The organism is Streptomyces sp. NPDC051563 (genome assembly GCF_044454225.1).
GTDB lineage: Bacteria > Actinomycetota > Actinomycetes > Streptomycetales > Streptomycetaceae > Streptomyces.
This window is the reverse complement of record NZ_JBITDL010000003.1, coordinates 370,052-385,953: the sequence shown is the minus strand read 5'-3', so window position 1 is coordinate 385,953 and position 15,902 is coordinate 370,052. Positions and strand designations below refer to the sequence as shown.

Genomic DNA, 15,902 nt, shown 5'->3' with positions numbered 1-15,902 from the left:
TCGCCACCATGCACAACCTCGCCATGACACGGTGAAACAGCAGGTCAATCACCACTCCGGCCTGCATAAGACGGACCTTCTGAAACAACCTTTAGGACGGGCCTTCGTGCGACGGCGGACGGACTAGGCGGCGGGGGCCACCGGGAGGGAGAGGACGTACATGAACGCGAAGGCGAGCACGCCGATGGCGGCGACGACCACGGCGGCCCAGGACACGGAGCGGACCCAGGTCGGCAGGGTGCGGCCGGGGGCGCCGAAGGCCGGGCGGGCCAGCACGAAGACGGCGATGAGCAGCGCGATCGTCGACAGGACGCCGTTGACCAGGGCGGTCATGTGCCAGGCGTTGCCGTACAGCGCCTCGATCTTGGCCTCGGTGGTGGTGGCGGTGGCGGAGCTGATCTGGCCCTTCAGGGTCTCCCGCTCGCCGATGATGCGGGAGGTCCAGCTGCCGCTGAGGGCGACCAGGCCGAGACCGGCGGCGACGATCGCGGAGGCTCCGGAGGCGACACCACTGCTCTGCTGCTCTTCGGCCTCGGCGTCGAGCTCGTCGAGCTCCTCGTCGAGGTCGGTGGCGAGCTCCTCGCCCGGCACCTCCTGCGCGACGGCGGTGTCCGCGGCGGCCGGGGCGGTCGTCTCGTCGGTGGCGGCCTTCTTCAGGTCGGCCGGGGAGTCCGCCTCGGGAGCGGTCGGGGCGGGGGTCTTGGTGGTGTCCATGCGGGGCACCGTAGGCGGCTTTTCTGAGAGGTTTCTGAGAATCCGTCCGAACGGCGTGCGGGGCCGCGCCCCGGCCCTGCGGCGGACTCGGGGCGGGGCGCCGTCGCACGGGCGCTGGCGGTGCTACGCGGAGCTGGCCGCGGACCACTCGTCGGCGAGGATCGCCCAGATCTCGGTGTCCTGGCGGACGCCTCGGTGCAGGTGGTTCTGGCGCATGACGCCTTCACGGGTCATGCCCAGGCGCTCGGCCACCGCGAGGCTCTTCTTGTTGCCGGAGGCGGCGTGCCATTCGATGCGGTGCATGCCGCGCTCACCGAAGGCGTAGTCGATCAGGACCCGGCAGGCCTTGGTCACCAGGCCGCGGCCGGCCGCGTCGGGCTCCAGCCAGCAGCCGATCTCGCAGTTGCCCGTCCCCGCGTCGAAGGCCGGGAAGAGCACCCCGCCGACGAGGGTGCCGTCGAGCCTGATCCCGAAGAACCGCGCGCCGTCCTCCCCCGCCGTGAGCGCGTACTTGGCCAGCAGGGCGCGGGCGGACTCCAGGTCGCAGGACCGGTCCGGGAAGCCGACGTACTGGCCGATGAACGCGCGGCCGCGTTCGATGTGGGCGAAGAACTCCTCGGCGTGCCGGGCCTCCAGCGGGAACAGCTGGGCGTCGTCGGCGAGGTCTATCGAGAACATGCGCGTTCTTCCTTGGGTAGCGAGCGGCGGGTGGCCGGATTACCGGGAGGTGGTCGCGGGCTCGGCCGCGTCCTCGCTCGTGACGGGGTCCGTGCCGGGCCGTTGCAGGGGAAGTTTCGCATGCGGGCGGCGTTCCGGGGGCTCGATGCTGATCCTCGGGAGCCGGCGGTCCAGCCAGGCCGGCAGCCACCAGTTGGCTCCGCCGAGCAGGTGCATCAGGGCCGGGACGAGGAGGGTCCGCAGGACGAAGGCGTCGAGGGCGACGGCCACGGCGAGCGCGATGCCGAACATGGCGATGAGCCGGTCGCCGCTGAGCACGAAGGCCAGGAAGACCGAGATCATGATGACGGCCGCCGAGTTGATCACCCGGCTGGTCTCGGCGAGGCCGACGCGCACCGCCCGCTTGTTGTCGCCCGTCTCCAGCCATTCCTCGTACATCCGGCTGACGAGGAAGACCTGGTAGTCCATGGACAGCCCGAAGAGCACCGAGACCATGATCACGGGGAGGAAGGGCTCGATCGGCCCCGCGCTGCCCAGCCCGAGCGGTTCGCTGCCCCAGCCCCACTGGAAGACGGCGACGACGACTCCGAAGGAGGAGGCGACGGCGGCGACGTTCATGGCGGCCGCCTTGACCGGAATGCCGATGGAGCGGAAGGCCAGCAGCAGGAGCACGCAGCCGAGCGCGATGACCACCCCGACGAAGAGCGGCAGTTTGCCGACGATGACCTCGGCGAAGTCGTCGTACCCGGCGGTCACGCCGCCGACGTGGACCTGCAGGGAGGTGTCGTGGCCGGCCCGCGGGATGACGTCCTCGCGCAGCCTGTCGACCAGCTCGCTCGTGGCCCGGGACTGCGGCGCGGAGTCCGGTACGACGGTGACCACGGCGGTGTCGCCGCTGCGGTTGAAGACCGCCGGTCCTGCCGCGGCCACGCCCCTGGTCGTACGGATCGACTCGGCCAGCGTGTCCACGGCGGCCCGGTCGCCGGCCCCGCCGACGCGGGCGACCACGGTCAGCGGGCCGTTCGTCCCCGGGCCGAAGCCCTCCGCGAGCAGGTCGTATGCCTTCCGGGTGGTGGACGCGGCCGGGTTGTTGCCCTGGTCGGAGGTGCCGAGGTGCAGGGAGAGCGTGGGCAGCGCCAGCACCGCCATGACCACCGCGGCGACCAGGCCGAGCAGCTTCGGGTACCGCTCGACGAAGGCCGACCAGCGGGCGGCGAAGCCCGTCACCGCCTCGGGCAGCGGCCCCTCGGCGGCCAGCTTGCGGCGCTCGCGGCCGGACAGGGCGCGCATCCCGATGTACGAGAGCAGCGCGGGCAGCAGGGTCACCGAGGCGGCGACGGTCAGAACCACGGTGAGGGAGGCGGCGATGGCGACGCCGTTGAGGAATCCCAGCCGGAGCACCAGCATGCCGAGCAGCGCGATGCAGACGGTGGCCCCGGCGAAGACCACGGCCCGGCCGGTGGTGGCGACGGCGCTCTCGGCGGCCTCCGCGACCGGGAGTCCGCGCTTGAGGCCCTTGCGGTGGCGGGTCACGATGAACAGCGCGTAGTCGATGCCCACCCCGAGGCCCACGAGGGTGCCGAGCATCGGAGCGAAGTCGGCGACCGGCATGGCGTGGCCGAGGAGGGTGATGCCGAAATAGGCGGTGCCCACGCTGACCAGGGCGGTCGCGATGGGCAGCAGGCTGGCCGCTAGCGATCCGAACGCCAGGAACAGCACCACCGCGGCGATGGCCACCCCGATGACCTCGGCGAGGTGCGCGGAGGGGGCCTCGGTGAGGCCGATGGCGCGCCCCCCGAGCTCGACCTGGAGCCCGTCGGCCTGGGTCACCGGGTTCCGCGCGGCGTCGACGACGGCCTTCGCCTCGCCCTTCGGCACCGAGTCGGCCTGCCGGTCGAAGGTGACCACGGCGTAGGCGGTACGCCCGTCGGGGCTGATCCGGGCCCCGCTGTCGGGCCCGGGACCGTAGGGACCGGCCACCGATCCGACACCGGGCAGCCCGGCTATGGAGTCCAGCGCCCGCGTCATGCGCTCCTGCACGGCCGGCGTCCGCACGCTCTGCCCGTCGGGAGCCCGCCACACGACGGTGTCGGTATCGCCGCCCTGCCCGTGGAACCCCTCCCGCAGCAACGCGTGCGCCTTGGCGGACTCGGTGCCGGGGACCTCGTAGTCGTTGGAGAACGCCGTCCCGGCGCCGACCGCGGCAGCGGCGGTCCCGCCGAAGGCGAGGAGCCAGATCAGAACGGCAACGAGTCGGTGCCGCATGCACCAGCGTGCGAGGGCTGACAACGGACGGGCTCCCTGGTGGTTCGGATCCTCACCGGGGAACGGCCCGTCGGGAAGAACACGTGAACACTGAAACTGAACGCCGGGTTGGGCGTGGGGCTGGCGTGGGGCTGGGCGTGGGGTGGGTTGGGCGTGCGGTTGCCCTGGTCTGAGCGGGTTGGTCTACACCTCCACGATCGCAGCGTGGCGTGATCGTTGGCGGCCTACGTGGGCAGCGTCACAGGCGTTCGGGCAGGTGCGGGACCATGGTCACACCGGGTTCGGAGCGGAGGTCCGGCCGGACTGGTCGTCGGGCTCTGCGGCGGGTGCTTCGTCGGGCACTTCGGCGGGTGCTTCGGCGGGTGCTTCGGCGGATGCTTCGTCGGCTCGGTAGCCCGGCAGCGAGGGCCAGCGCACGGTGAGCACCACCGAGTCCTCCTCCGCGTACCAGGAGTGGTCGACTCCGCGTCCCCACACGACGTAGTCCCCCTGTTCGGCCAGGACGACGTTCCGGCCGGGGAACTCCAGCCGGAACCGGCCGCTGATCAGCACCTGCAACGCCGTACGGGACTCCCCGTGGACCCAAGCGGCCCGCTCCTCACCCTTGGGGTGGACGCCCCACTTGATCTCCACGTCCTCGCTGTGGCGGGGATCGCCGGGCTCCTTGAAGTGCCCCAGCAGCCAGCCCCGGTCGACGGCGGCGTCGGGGGCGGCCTTGCCGGTGTAGATCGAGGGGTGGGTGGGGTGGGTCGGGTGGGTGTGGTCGTTCACGGGGTGAGGTTAATGCAGTTGTCGGACCCGTCGGCGGCTGGTGAGCTGGCCGGATGACCATGGATCCAGATGCCCTGCTGAAGGTGCGCGCCGAGTTCGACACCGTGATGCGCCGAGAGGCCCGGCCCGACACCAGTGACGCGCGCGTGGAACGAGCCGGCCCGGTCGTACGGCAGATCGCGCCCGGTCCCGGAGGGAACACGGTGCTCTGGTCGGACCTCGACGAGCGCACCGCGGATGCGGTGATCGCGGAGCAGGTGGCGTTCTTCAGGGAGCTGGCCGATCGGGGCGAGGTCCCGTCGGCGGAGTTCGAGTGGAAGCTGTACGGCCACGACCGCCCCGCCGACCTCGGAGACCGGCTGCGCGCGGCCGGCTTCGTGGCGGAGCCCGCGGAAACCCTCCTGGTCGGGCGGGTGGCGGACCTCGCAGCCTTGCCGGTGGAGCCACCGGAGGGCATCACCCTGCGGGTGGTGACCGACGAGGCGGGCGTCGACCTGATGATGCAGGCCCACCGCCACGCCTTCGGCGCGGATCGCCCCCGCATCAAGGACCTGATGCTGAACCTCCTGAGGGACGAGCCGGACACCATCGAAGCCGTCGTCGCGATGGCGGGCGACACCCCGGTGAGCGCGGCCCGGATGGAAATGCGCCCGGGAAGCCCCTTCGCCGGCCTGTGGGGCGGCGGCACGGTCCCGGAATGGCGAGGCCACGGCATCTACCGCCTCCTGGTCGCCCACCGCGCCCGCGTGGCAGCGGAGCGAGGCATCCGCTACCTCCAGGTCGACGCCTCGGAGGACAGCCGCCCGATCCTGCAACGGCTGGGCTTCGACGTCCTGGGCGTGACGGTGCCCTGGGTTTGGGAGGGGTAGGGGGAGGGGGGGGTTGGGGAGGTGGGGAGGTGGGGAGGTGGGGAGGTGGGGAGGTGGGGAGGTGTTGGTCGGGGGTGGGTGGCTGGCTTGGGCTGCGGGTTGGGCGGGGGCGTTGACAGGGCCCGGTGGGATCCCGGCAGTCCAGTGTCCTTTCGGTGCGGGCCGGTCCCTCAAGGGCGCTCCCTGCGGTCGCGTCGCTTCGCGATGGCCTTCGGCCACCCTTGACCGACCGGCCCACCCCGAAACGCCACAAGACTTCCGGGATCCCCCCGGGGAACGGCCGGGAGGGAGGAGAGGGAGGAGCGGCCATGCTTCAGATCCGCAGCCCCCTTCGGCCCGTGGGCATCTGGACACGGCCCCGGCAGGACCGTGACCTCAGCCGGAATGGACGCGCGGGGCGATCAGAGCATCCAGGGCCGGGCGTCTGGACACCCTTCCCGTGACCGTCGACCGCCACCCCGAGCGCAAGGTGGACGAGGAAGACCTCAGGGTCGGGGGGCGCGACAGATCGCTACACACTCCCACTCGGCTCAGCGACTACCGACCGCCCGTGGCCGATGCAGCCGACCTAGCGGACTAGCGGACTAGCGGATCTAGCCGACCTCATCGATAGAGGGGAGCGGGCGGTACCTGCCCATGTGGGGGGGAAGGTACCTGCGCATGTGGGGGGGGACGGTACTTGTATGTGTGGGGGGTCAGGAATTGGTGTTGAGGAAGCCGATGGTTACGGCGCCCCACCAGCAGAGCTGGGAGACGACGGCGGTGGCGCCGCCCCAGAGCAGGAGGCGGGGTGTGGCGGCGGGGGCGGCGGACAGGCGGTGGCCTAGGAGGCCGGCCTGGAGACCGTTGAGGGTCAGGAGGGCGACGAGCCCGAGCTTCGCGAGGGTGAGGGGCGACTTGAGGTCGGGCTCCAGCATCATGCCGCTCACGATGAGGCCACCGAGTCCGGCCCAGATGGGTATATGGAGCCTGGACGTCGCTCCGACCACCTCGGCGAGCGTGCAACGCCTCGTGGCCCACAGCAGACCGTAGTAATCCGCGGCCAGAACAGCGCCGAAGCCGACGACGAGCGAGGCGAGGTGCGCGAAGAGCGCAGCGGTGTGCAGCGCCGGGTCGGTCTTCATGTGAACGGAAATCCACAGACCGGCCGGAAGAACGACCATCGCCCCAAGCCCCGCGGCCACGACCGTCCACCAAGAGTCGTACAGGCGGATAGGACGAGCAGACAGATCAGCGGCAGGGGACGACATGAGGATGCTCCGAGGGCAGTGCGGCCGCGAGGGCGACCTGGGCGAGGTAAGGCTTACCTAAACTCCCCCACACGTCAAAACCCGTCCACAGCCCAAGACGCCCACCCAAGCCCGAGACGAGTCCCTTAGTCGTACCCAAACCCTCGTACGCGCCCATACCGCTATAACCGCCGAGATCGGCCCATTAAGAGTCAATCCATGTACATCGGCCACGGGCGGTCGGTAGTCGCTGAGCCGAGTGGGAGTGTGTAGCGATCTGTCGCGCCCCCCGACCCTGAGGTCTTCCTCGTCCACCTTGCGCTCTGGGTGGCGGTCGGCGGTCACGGGAAGGGTGTTCAGACGCCCGGCCCTGGATGCTCTGATCGCCCCGCGCGTCCATTCCGGCTGAGGTCACGGTCCTGCCGGGGCCGTGCGTGGATGCTCACCGGCCGGAGCAGGGCTGCGCATCTTCGGCGTGGCCGCTCCTCCCTCTCCTCCCTCCCGGCCGTTCCCCGGGGGGATCCCGGAAGTCTTGTGGCGTTTCGGGGTGGGCCGGTCGGTCAAGGGTGGCCGAAGGCCATCGCGAAGCGACGCGACGAAGGAGCGCCCTTGAGGGACCGGCCCGCACCGAAAGGACACTGGACTGCCGGGCTCCCCCCGGACCCTGTCAACGCCAAGGACCGGCCCGCAGCCCAAGCCCCCCACCCCGATTCGCATCGCCTCCCCCACCTCCCCAACTCCCCACCCCCCTACGCCGCCAGCTCGATCCCCCTCCGGGTCAGCTTCAGGGTGTACACCGTGTCCCTGCTGAGCAGGCGGCTCACGCCTGTCGCCAGGGCCACCGCCAGCATGAAGGGGGCTATCAGGGTGTATTCGCCGGTCAGTTCGACCATGATGACCACCGCCGTGATCGGGGCGCGGGCGCTGCCTGCGAAGACGGCTGACATGCCGACCAGGGCGAAGGCGGGGGCGTTGGCCGGGGAGGTCGCGAGGCCGAAGGCCGCGCCGAGGGTGGCTCCGATGAAGAGGGACGGGGCGAAGACTCCGCCCGAGCCGCCGATGCCCATCGTGGTGCTCGTGGCAAGGATCTTGCCCAGCATCAGGAGCAGCAGCAGGCCCAGGGCGTACTTCCCGTGGACCGCGCCCTCCAGGACTGGATAGCCGACTCCGTACATCTGGGGCAGGGCGAGCAGGATCAGGCCGAGCAGTAGTCCGCCGACCGCGGGGCGCAGCCATTCCGGGCCGCGCCACAGTCGGTCGCACAGGTCCTCGGCCACGTAGAGGAAGCGCGTGAAGCCGATGCCGACGGTTCCGGCGAGGACGCCGAGGGCGGCGAAGAGGAGGTACTGCGCGGGGTGTCCTACGTGCATCGCCTCGAGGACCAGGAACGGCCGGTCGCCGAAGACCGCGCGGGCGATGGCGCAGGCCGTGACGGAGGCGAGGGCGAGGTAGCCGAAGGTGCGGGAGGACCAGCGGCGGAGGATGAGTTCCATGGCGAACACGACACCGGCGAGCGGTGCGTTGAAGGTCGCCGCGATGCCGCCGGCCGCGCCGCAGGCGAGGAGCAGTTTGGTGTGTTCCTCGTTGGACTTCAGCAGCCGCCCGAGGGTGGAGCCGAGTGCCGCGCCGATCTGGACGATGGGGCCCTCGCGGCCGACGGAGCCGCCGCCGCCGATGCAGAGGGCGGAGGCGAGGGATTTGACGGCGGCGACGCGGCCCTTGATCTGTCCGCCGTTGTGGGCGACGGCCAGCATGACTTCCGGGACCCCGTGGCCCCGGGCCTCGCGCGCGTAGCGGTGGACGAGCGGGCCGTAGACGAGTCCGGCGGCGACGGGGGCGAGCAGGACGAAGTACGGCCCGAGGAGGGGTACGCCGGGGTGGGCGGCGTGGCCGGCTGCCGCGTAGTCGGCGTGGCCGGAGAGCAGCTCCGTCGCTCCGATCACCATCCACCGGAAGAGCACGGCTCCGACGCCCGCTCCGATGCCGATGAGCAGCACGGGACCGAGGGCCTTCAGGTGGGGGATGTGGGTGGTACGGGTCATGCGGGTCATGCGGGTGATACAGGTGGTGCGGGTACGACTTTGCGGCATATGTTCACTTTAGGAACAAAAAACGGGACGCGGGTAGGGGCGAACGCCTTCCACCCCCCGGGACCAACGGGGCAAGATCTCAGCCATGGCTGCAACAGAACCCGATCACCGCGTCGGCCCGCCCCTCACCGGGGGCGAGCGCGAGACGCTCCGCGCGTACCTCGACTTCCACCGGGCCACCCTCGCCTGGAAGTGCGAGGGCCTCACCGACGAGGAGCTGCGCCGCCAGTCGTCCCCGCCCTCCACGCTGTCCCTGCTCGGGCTGGTGCGGCACATGGCGGAGGTGGAGCGGCACTGGTTCCGGCGCACCTTCGGCGGGGCGGACGTCCCTCACCTGTGGTCGGACACCCACGACTTCCAGGCCGCCTACGACGCCTCCGGCTCGACCCGCGCAGAGGCCTTCGCGGCCTGGCGGGCGGAGGTCGAGCACGCCCGCACGGTGGAGGCGGCCGCCGAGTCACTGGAGGTGACGGTGCGCGTGGAGAAGTGGGAGGAGGACGCTTCGCTGCGCCTGCTCATGCTGCACATGATCCACGAGTACGCCCGCCACAACGGGCACGCGGACTTCCTCCGCGAGGCCGTCGACGGAGCCACGGGCGCCTGAGGCCGACCCGGACACCCGGACACCCGGCAGCCAACTCGACCCACCACAAACGGAGTTCGCCCACACCCCCACCGCAGCCGGAACTTGACCGCCACCCACTCGCGCCGGGAAGCTGATCCCCACTCAAACAACCAGCGCTGGGGGGAAATTGACCAGCCAGAATCTGCACATCGGGCCGGACTCGGCAGCAGACCGCTACCGGTTGCTCCGGTCCATCGGGCGCGGCGGGGAAGCCGTGCTCTATCTCGCCGAGATAGAGCTCGCGGGAGGATCCGAGCCCGTCGTGGTGAAGGTGCTCGACTCCAAGACCACGATCACCCCGGACGTCTTCGACCGGATCAGCCAGAAGTGGAACGAGCAGGCCGAACTGCTGCGCTTCGTCCACCGGCCGGGTGTCGTGGGCGTACGCGAGCATTTCGAGGGACCGCCGATCCACCGGCCCGGGGAGTCGTCGACGCTGACCGGCCGGGCCCTGGTCCTGGTCATGAACCACGTCGACGGCCTCGACCTGCGCGACTGGCGGGCCGAGCGGACCCTCGCCACGGCCGCCGAGCGGCGCGAGGTGATGCGCACGCTGGAACAGCTGGCCGACGTACTGGACTGGCTGCACTCGGGGAAGGCCACCCCCTCGGGGCGCCAGGTGATCCACGGTGACCTGTCGCCCGGCAACGTCATGGTCGACGCGCACGGGCAGGCCACGCTGGTGGACTTCGGCCTCAGCAAGCTGACCGCCGACCACCAGACGGCCGAGGTGTGGTTCACCCAGGGCTACGCGGCGCCCGAGGTCTTCGAGGGGAAGCGGACCCCGGGCGCGGACCGGTACGCCTTCGGGGCCATCGCGTACTTCCTGCTGAGCGGGGAATCCCCGCCCTCGACGCCCGAGTTGCTGGCGCACGCCCTGCTGCGGCTGCCGCAGTTCGCGGTGCTGGACGCGGAGCAGCGGGGGCGGATCGCCTCCATCTACGCCGCCGACCCGCTGAAGCGTCCGCTGAACCTGGCGGGCTGGATGAAGGACATCCGCCGCGCGGTGGTGTCCACGACCAGCTCCACCTCGCAGCGAGTGGTCCAGGACGCGGTGCCGGTGCCGCTCCCGGTCGCTCCCCCTGCCCTGCCCCCGACCGCTCCCCCGGTCCCTTCGGCGGCCCCGCCGAAGCCGGTGGTCCCGCCGCAGCAGCCGCCACAGCCGTCGGCGCAGCAGCCGCAGCAGCCGCCGCAGCAGCCATCCGTACCGGCAGCTGCCCCGGCCGTCCCTCCGGCAGGGCTCCCGGCGCAGCCGGTGGCCACCGCGCAGCCCGCCCAGCCCGTGTACGCGCCGCCGCCCACCGAGCCGGTGTACGCCCCGCCGCCCGTACAGGCGACCGTGCCGCCGGGATACGGCCCGGCGCCGGTGACCGTCTCCTCCTCCGAGGCGGCCCCTGCGCCGCCGCGCAAGCGGAAGCGGCGTACCGGGCTGGTGCTCGGGGCGGTGCTGGCCGTCCTGCTCGTCGCAGGCGGCGCGGTGGCCGGCGTAAAGCTGCTCGGGGACAAGGAGGACGCCGACGGCTCGAACACGGCGAGCGGCGGGGACAAGGGCGCCTCCTCCCCCGCGGTCCCCGAGAGCCCGACGCCCTCACCCTCGCCCAGTCCGTCGGCGTCGGCGTCCGAGTCCGATTCCCCGGCCACCCAGCCGACGGGGACCGGCTCGCCCCCTTCGGGGATCGCCCCGGACGTCAAGGCGGCCGACCTGACCGTCATGGGGCCCGTCAACGACGACCTGGGCGGATTCGACGTCGGACCCGCCAAGATCAACACCACGCAGTACGGGGCCGCGTTCATCCAGCAGAGCAGCTGCAACTTCGACGCGCAGACCGAGTTCGACCTCAACCGAGAGTGGAAGACGCTGGACTTCACCGCGGGCATCGACGACGGCTCGACGAACGAGAAGGGGCGGGTCACCATCTCGCTCGACGGCAAGCCCGCCGCCTTCTCCGAACTCGTCGAACTGGGCAAGCCGATCACCCGTACCGTGGACGTGAGCGGAGCCCTGCGGCTGCGCATCAAGGTGGACAAGGGCTGCGACAACGGCACGGTCGTCATCGCCGCTCCCCAGCTCAAGCGGTAGCGCCGGCAGGCCCGTACGCAGGCGGCCCCGCACCGGATCTCCGGTGCGGGGCCGCCGCGTACCTACGGGAGCGAGTCCGTCGACTACTCCGAAACGCCCAGGCGCTCCAGGATGAGCTCCTTGACGCGTGCGGCGTCGGCCTGGCCGCGGGTGGTCTTCATGACCGCTCCGACCAGTGCGCCGACGGCGGCGATCTTGCCGCCGCGGATCTTGTCGGCGATGCCCGCGTTGCCCGCGATGGCCTCGTCCACGGCCGCGCCGAGCGCGCCCTCGTCCGAGACGACCTTCAGGCCGCGCTTCTCGACGACCTCGTCCGGGGTGCCCTCACCGGCGAGCACGCCTTCGAGGACCTGGCGGGCCAACTTGTCGTTGAGCTCACCGGCCGCCACCAGGGCCGCGACGCGCGCGACCTGGACGGGGGTGATGGGCAGCTCGTCGACGACGACGCCCTGCTCGTTGGCGTTGCGCGCCAGCTCGCCCATCCACCACTTGCGGGCGGCCGTGGAGTCGGCGCCGGCCTCGATGGTGGCGACGATGGAGTCCACCGCGCCCGCGTTGAGGATCGACTGCATGTCGTGCTCGGTGACGCCCCACTCCTGGAGGAGGCGGTTGCGGCGCACGCGCGGCATCTCCGGCAGGCCGGAGCGCAGCTCCTCGACCCAGGTGCGGGCCGGGGCGATCGGGACCAGGTCGGGCTCCGGGAAGTACCGGTAGTCCTCGGCGTTGTCCTTGATGCGGCCGGCCGTGGTGGAGCCGTCCTCCTCGTGGAAGTGCCGGGTCTCCTGGACGATCGAGCCGCCGGAGGAGAGCACCGCCGCGTGGCGCTGGATCTCGAAGCGGGCGGCGCGCTCGACGGAACGCAGCGAGTTGACGTTCTTCGTCTCGCTGCGGGTGCCGAACTCGGACTCGGGGGTGGGGCGCAGCGACAGGTTGACGTCGCAGCGCATCTGGCCCTTGTCCATGCGGGCCTCGGAGACGCCGAGCGCCTTGATGACCTCGCGCAGCTCGGCGACGTACGCCTTGGCCACCTCGGGGGCGCGCTCGCCGGCGCCCTCGATCGGCTTGGTGACGATCTCGATGAGCGGGATGCCGGCGCGGTTGTAGTCCAGCAGGGAGTGGGACGCGCCGTGGATGCGGCCGGTGGCGCCGCCCACGTGCAGCGACTTGCCGGTGTCCTCCTCCATGTGGGCGCGCTCGATCTCCACGCGGAAGATCTCGCCGTCCTCCAGCTGTACGTCGAGGAAGCCGTTGAAGGCGATCGGCTCGTCGTACTGGGAGGTCTGGAAGTTCTTCGGCATGTCCGGGTAGAAGTAGTTCTTCCGGGCGAAGCGGCACCACTCGGCGATCTCGCAGTTCAGCGCGAGACCGATCTTGATGGCGGACTCGATGCCGATCTCGTTGACGACCGGCAGCGCGCCGGGCAGGCCGAGACAGACCGGGCAGGTCTGCGCGTTGGGCTCGGCGCCCAGCTCGGTCGAGCAGCCGCAGAACATCTTGGTCTTCGTGCCGAGCTCGACATGGACCTCGAGGCCCATGACGGGGTCGTACGACGCGAGGGCGTCCTCGTACGACAGCAGTTCAATGGCAGTCACAGTGGAAATTCCCTCTCAGCCCAGCAGGACGTCGTCGTCGCCGAGACGCTTCAGTTCGCGGTACAGGATCGCGAGGCCGGTGACGATGGCGGCGGCGGACACGACGGCGTCGATCAGCTTCAGCGTGTCGTGCTCGGAGCGGGCCTTCTTGGCCTGCTTGACGACGCTGAGGGCACCGAAGGCGGTGGTGCCGATCGACAGGTACGTACCGGACTTGGACTTCCTGAAGCCCTTGGCCTTGGACAGCGCACTCGTGTTGGAACTCACAGCGACGGAGCCTCCTCAAGCAGCGGGTGACCCCAGCGCTCGACGAAGGCGGCCTCGACTGCGGCACCCACCTTGTACAGGCGGTCGTCCTTCATCGCCGGGGCGATGATCTGGAGCCCGACCGGCAGACCGTCCTCCGGGGCCAGGCCGCAGGGCAGCGACATGGCGGAGTTGCCGGCCAGGTTGGTCGGGATGGTGCACAGGTCCGCGAGGTACATGGCCAGCGGGTCGTCGGTGCGCTCACCGATCGCGAAGGCCGTGGTGGGCGTCGTCGGGGAGACGATCACGTCGACCTGCTCGAAGGCCTTCTCGAAGTCCCGCGTGATGAGCGTGCGGACCTTCTGGGCGGAGCCGTAGTACGCGTCGTAGTAGCCGGAGCTGAGTGCGTACGTACCGAGGATGATGCGGCGCTTGACCTCGTCGCCGAACCCGGCTTCGCGGGTCAGGGCGGTGACGTCCTCGGCGGACCGGGTGCCGTCGTCTCCGACGCGCAGGCCGTAGCGCATGGCGTCGAAGCGGGCCAGGTTCGAGGAGCACTCGGACGGCGCGATGAGGTAGTACGCGGCCATCGCGAGGTCGAAGGACGGGCAGTCCAGCTCCACGATCTCGGCGCCGAGCTCCTTGAGGAGGGCGACGGACTCGTTGAAGCGCTGGACGACGCCGGCCTGGTAGCCCTCGCCCGCGAACTGCTTGACGACGCCGACGCGCATGCCGGCGACGGAGCCGTTGCGGGCCGCCTCGACGACCGGCGGGACCGGGGCGTCGATGGACGTGGAGTCCATCGGGTCGTGACCGGCGATGACCTCGTGCAGGAGGGCCGCGTCCAGGACCGTACGGGCGCAGGGACCGCCCTGGTCGAGGGAGGAGGAGAAGGCCACCATGCCGTAGCGGGAGACGCCGCCGTAGGTGGGCTTCACGCCGACGGTGCCGGTGAGGGCGGCGGGCTGGCGGATGGAACCGCCGGTGTCCGTGCCGATCGCCAGCGGCGCCTGGAAGGCGGCCAGCGCGGCCGCGGAGCCGCCGCCGGAGCCGCCGGGGACGCGGGTGAGGTCCCAGGGGTTGCCGGTGGGGCCGTAGGCGCTGTTCTCGGTGGAGGACCCCATGGCGAACTCGTCCATGTTGGTCTTGCCGAGGATGACGACGTCGGCTTCCTTCAGCCTGCGCGTCAGGGTGGCGTCGTAGGGCGGGACCCAGCCTTCGAGGATCTTCGAACCCACGGTGGTCGGGATCCCGACGGTGGTGAAGATGTCCTTGAGGGCGAGCGGTACGCCGGCCAGCGGGCCGAGCTCCTCGCCGCGCGCACGCTTGGCGTCGACGGCGGCGGCCTGGGCGAGCGCGCCCTCGCGGTCGACGTGCAGGAAGGCGTTGACCTTCTCGTCGGTAGCGCCGATACGGGCCAGGTGGGCCTCGGTGACCTCGACGGCCGTGAGCTCGCCGGAAGCGATCTTCTCGGCGGTCTGGGCGGCCGTGAGCCGGATGATGTCGATGCTGCTGTTGATGTCAGCCATGGTGATTAGTCCTCCCCCAGGATCTGCGGCACCTTGAAACGCTGCTGCTCCTGGGCGGGAGCGCCGGAAAGCGCCTGCTCGGGGGTGAGCGACGGACGGACCTCGTCCGCGCGCATGACGTTCGTCAGCGGCAGCGGGTGGGAGGTCGGCGGGACGTCTTGGTCGGCGACCTCGGAAACGCGGGCGACCGCGCCGATGATGTCGTCGAGCTGTCCAGCGAAGTGGTCGAGCTCTTCGCTCTTCAGCTCCAGACGTGCCAGCCGAGCGAGGTGGGCGACCTCCTCGCGCGTGATGCCAGGCATGCAGCGATCCTCTGGGGGTTCGGGTGTATAGGTTTCGGCCCCAATCCTATGGGGCCCGGCCCCCACCCGACGCCCCGGTTTCCCCGGGCGGCGCTACGGGGCCCTGCGCGGGCCCGATTCCACCCCCGGCGGGGCCGCCTGCGGCGGCTCGAGCGAAGCCCCGGCCGCGGCCGCGGGTGCGCCGCTGCGCGGGGCGAAGTCCCCGCTGCGGCCCTTTGCCGCTGCGCGGGGCGAAGTCCCCTACCCGCCCTTCGCCCGTTCCCCGGGCTGCGCCCGGACCCCTCCTGGGGCTCCGCCCCAGACCCCGCGCCTCAAACGCCGGCAAGATCAGCCCCTCCGGCGTTTGAGGAGCGGGGGTCCGGGGGCTGGCCCCCGGAACGGGTCCGGGCGGAGCCCGGGGAACGGTGGAAGGGCGGGTAGGGGACGGCCCCGCAGGGCTTCGGGCGTCAGGACGGGGCGGTCAGTTCCGCGCGGGCGGCTGCCAGTGTTTCGGGCAGGGTCCGGTGGACCGGGAGGCCGGGGCGGGCCAGGGCGAGCTGCGTGCGGACGTCGGCGCAGCGGGGGTAGCCGGGGTCGGCCCCGACCACCAGGCGGCGTCCCGGGGTGGCCGCGGCCGCGCCGAGTTCGTACAGGGTGATCGGCTGGACCGTGAGGGACGCGTCGCACGCGGGAAACCAGAACAGCGTCAGATCGGCCAGCTGCAGGTGCCGGTACTCCCACGCGATCTGGACGTCCGTCTGCGACGGGTCGGACACGTCGAAGTCCGTCCGCCGCGGGTTGAGCACGACGAAGTCGGCCAGCGCGGCCGCGGCCCGTGACTGCCACGGCGGGCAGTGCGTGATCCCGCCCGCGAGGAAGACCGACGGCGGGTCCCCCGGGGCGGGCCGGTGCACGGCGGGTGCCTCCACGTAC

General features: G+C 71.3%; 13 protein-coding genes and 1 pseudogene. 3 read left to right on the top strand and 11 right to left on the bottom strand.

The annotated features are described in order from the left end of the window. Nucleotides 1–123: 123 nt before the first annotated feature. The 4 genes from ACIA8F_RS05960 to ACIA8F_RS05945 form a co-directional block, all read right to left on the bottom strand. Nucleotides 124–714 carry a hypothetical protein gene (locus ACIA8F_RS05960; protein ID WP_399376978.1) on the bottom strand — a complete coding sequence of 197 codons (591 nt, stop codon included), beginning with the start codon at nt 712–714 and terminating at the stop codon, nt 124–126. 123 nt (nt 715–837) lie between these two features. Next, the gene (locus ACIA8F_RS05955) at nt 838–1,392 is read right to left on the bottom strand and encodes a GNAT family N-acetyltransferase (protein ID WP_399376977.1); all 555 of its coding nucleotides are present in this window, start codon (nt 1,390–1,392) and stop codon (nt 838–840) included. 39 nt (nt 1,393–1,431) lie between these two features. Further along, nucleotides 1,432–3,681, bottom strand: coding sequence for an MMPL family transporter (locus ACIA8F_RS05950; protein WP_399376976.1), 2,250 nt, complete (start codon nt 3,679–3,681; stop codon nt 1,432–1,434). Between the two features lie 246 nt (nt 3,682–3,927). Then, the gene (locus ACIA8F_RS05945) at nt 3,928–4,428 is read right to left on the bottom strand and encodes a signal peptidase I (RefSeq protein WP_399376975.1); all 501 of its coding nucleotides are present in this window, start codon (nt 4,426–4,428) and stop codon (nt 3,928–3,930) included. A gap of 59 nt (nt 4,429–4,487) precedes the next feature. Here ACIA8F_RS05945 and ACIA8F_RS05940 point away from each other — a divergent pair, with 59 nt between their 5' ends. Continuing rightward, nucleotides 4,488–5,297, top strand: a complete 810-nt coding sequence (locus tag ACIA8F_RS05940; protein WP_399377003.1) for a GNAT family N-acetyltransferase — start codon at nt 4,488–4,490, stop codon at nt 5,295–5,297. Nucleotides 5,298–5,992: 695 nt separating this feature from the next. Here the strand turns inward: ACIA8F_RS05940 and ACIA8F_RS05935 are convergent. Both ACIA8F_RS05935 and ACIA8F_RS05930 read right to left on the bottom strand, forming a co-directional pair. Continuing rightward, on the bottom strand, nt 5,993–6,421 hold the full coding sequence (locus ACIA8F_RS05935) for a hypothetical protein (RefSeq protein WP_399376974.1): 429 nt from the start codon (nt 6,419–6,421) through the stop codon (nt 5,993–5,995). 863 nt (nt 6,422–7,284) lie between these two features. Next, nucleotides 7,285–8,568 (bottom strand): annotated as a pseudogene (locus ACIA8F_RS05930) (chloride channel protein); the annotation flags it as partial. Between the two features lie 133 nt (nt 8,569–8,701). Here ACIA8F_RS05930 and ACIA8F_RS05925 point away from each other — a divergent pair. Together ACIA8F_RS05925 and ACIA8F_RS05920 are read left to right on the top strand one after the other, a co-directional pair. Further along, nucleotides 8,702–9,220, top strand: coding sequence for a DinB family protein (locus tag ACIA8F_RS05925; protein WP_399376973.1), 519 nt, complete (start codon nt 8,702–8,704; stop codon nt 9,218–9,220). A gap of 148 nt (nt 9,221–9,368) precedes the next feature. Beyond that, on the top strand, nt 9,369–11,321 hold the full coding sequence (locus ACIA8F_RS05920; RefSeq protein WP_399376972.1) for a protein kinase: 1,953 nt from the start codon (nt 9,369–9,371) through the stop codon (nt 11,319–11,321). Nucleotides 11,322–11,404: 83 nt separating this feature from the next. Here ACIA8F_RS05920 and gatB read toward each other — a convergent pair whose 3' ends face one another. The 5 genes from gatB to ACIA8F_RS05895 form a co-directional block, all read right to left on the bottom strand. Continuing rightward, nucleotides 11,405–12,913, bottom strand: coding sequence for an Asp-tRNA(Asn)/Glu-tRNA(Gln) amidotransferase subunit GatB (gene gatB / locus ACIA8F_RS05915; protein ID WP_399376971.1), 1,509 nt, complete (start codon nt 12,911–12,913; stop codon nt 11,405–11,407). A 15-nt stretch (nt 12,914–12,928) separates the two neighbouring features. Then, nucleotides 12,929–13,180 (bottom strand): hypothetical protein, encoded by a 252-nt coding sequence (locus ACIA8F_RS05910; RefSeq protein ID WP_399376970.1) that lies wholly within the window; start codon nt 13,178–13,180, stop codon nt 12,929–12,931. Next, nucleotides 13,177–14,688, bottom strand: a complete 1,512-nt coding sequence (gene gatA / locus ACIA8F_RS05905; protein WP_399376969.1) for an Asp-tRNA(Asn)/Glu-tRNA(Gln) amidotransferase subunit GatA — start codon at nt 14,686–14,688, stop codon at nt 13,177–13,179. Before gatA ends, ACIA8F_RS05910 begins: the two co-directional genes overlap by 4 nt. Before the next feature lie 5 nt (nt 14,689–14,693). Beyond that, nucleotides 14,694–14,990, bottom strand: coding sequence for an Asp-tRNA(Asn)/Glu-tRNA(Gln) amidotransferase subunit GatC (gatC, locus tag ACIA8F_RS05900; protein WP_007266718.1), 297 nt, complete (start codon nt 14,988–14,990; stop codon nt 14,694–14,696). A gap of 446 nt (nt 14,991–15,436) precedes the next feature. Further along, nucleotides 15,437–15,898 carry a nucleoside 2-deoxyribosyltransferase domain-containing protein gene (locus tag ACIA8F_RS05895; RefSeq protein WP_399376967.1) on the bottom strand — a complete coding sequence of 154 codons (462 nt, stop codon included), beginning with the start codon at nt 15,896–15,898 and terminating at the stop codon, nt 15,437–15,439. Between the last annotated feature and the right edge of the window lie 4 nt (nt 15,899–15,902).

Excerpts from the sequence above, each read along its gene's own strand:
- ACIA8F_RS05960 (WP_399376978.1), bottom strand. The coding sequence starts at position 714 with ATGGACACCACCAAGACCCCCGCCCCGACCGCTCCCGAGGCGGACTCC.
- ACIA8F_RS05955 (WP_399376977.1), bottom strand. The coding sequence starts at position 1,392 with ATGTTCTCGATAGACCTCGCCGACGACGCCCAGCTGTTCCCGCTGGAG.
- ACIA8F_RS05940 (WP_399377003.1), top strand. The coding sequence starts at position 4,488 with ATGGATCCAGATGCCCTGCTGAAGGTGCGCGCCGAGTTCGACACCGTG.
- ACIA8F_RS05935 (WP_399376974.1), bottom strand. The coding sequence starts at position 6,421 with ATGAAGACCGACCCGGCGCTGCACACCGCTGCGCTCTTCGCGCACCTC.
- ACIA8F_RS05925 (WP_399376973.1), top strand. The coding sequence starts at position 8,702 with ATGGCTGCAACAGAACCCGATCACCGCGTCGGCCCGCCCCTCACCGGG.
- gatA (WP_399376969.1), bottom strand. The coding sequence starts at position 14,688 with ATGGCTGACATCAACAGCAGCATCGACATCATCCGGCTCACGGCCGCC.
- gatC (WP_007266718.1), bottom strand. The coding sequence starts at position 14,990 with ATGCCTGGCATCACGCGCGAGGAGGTCGCCCACCTCGCTCGGCTGGCA.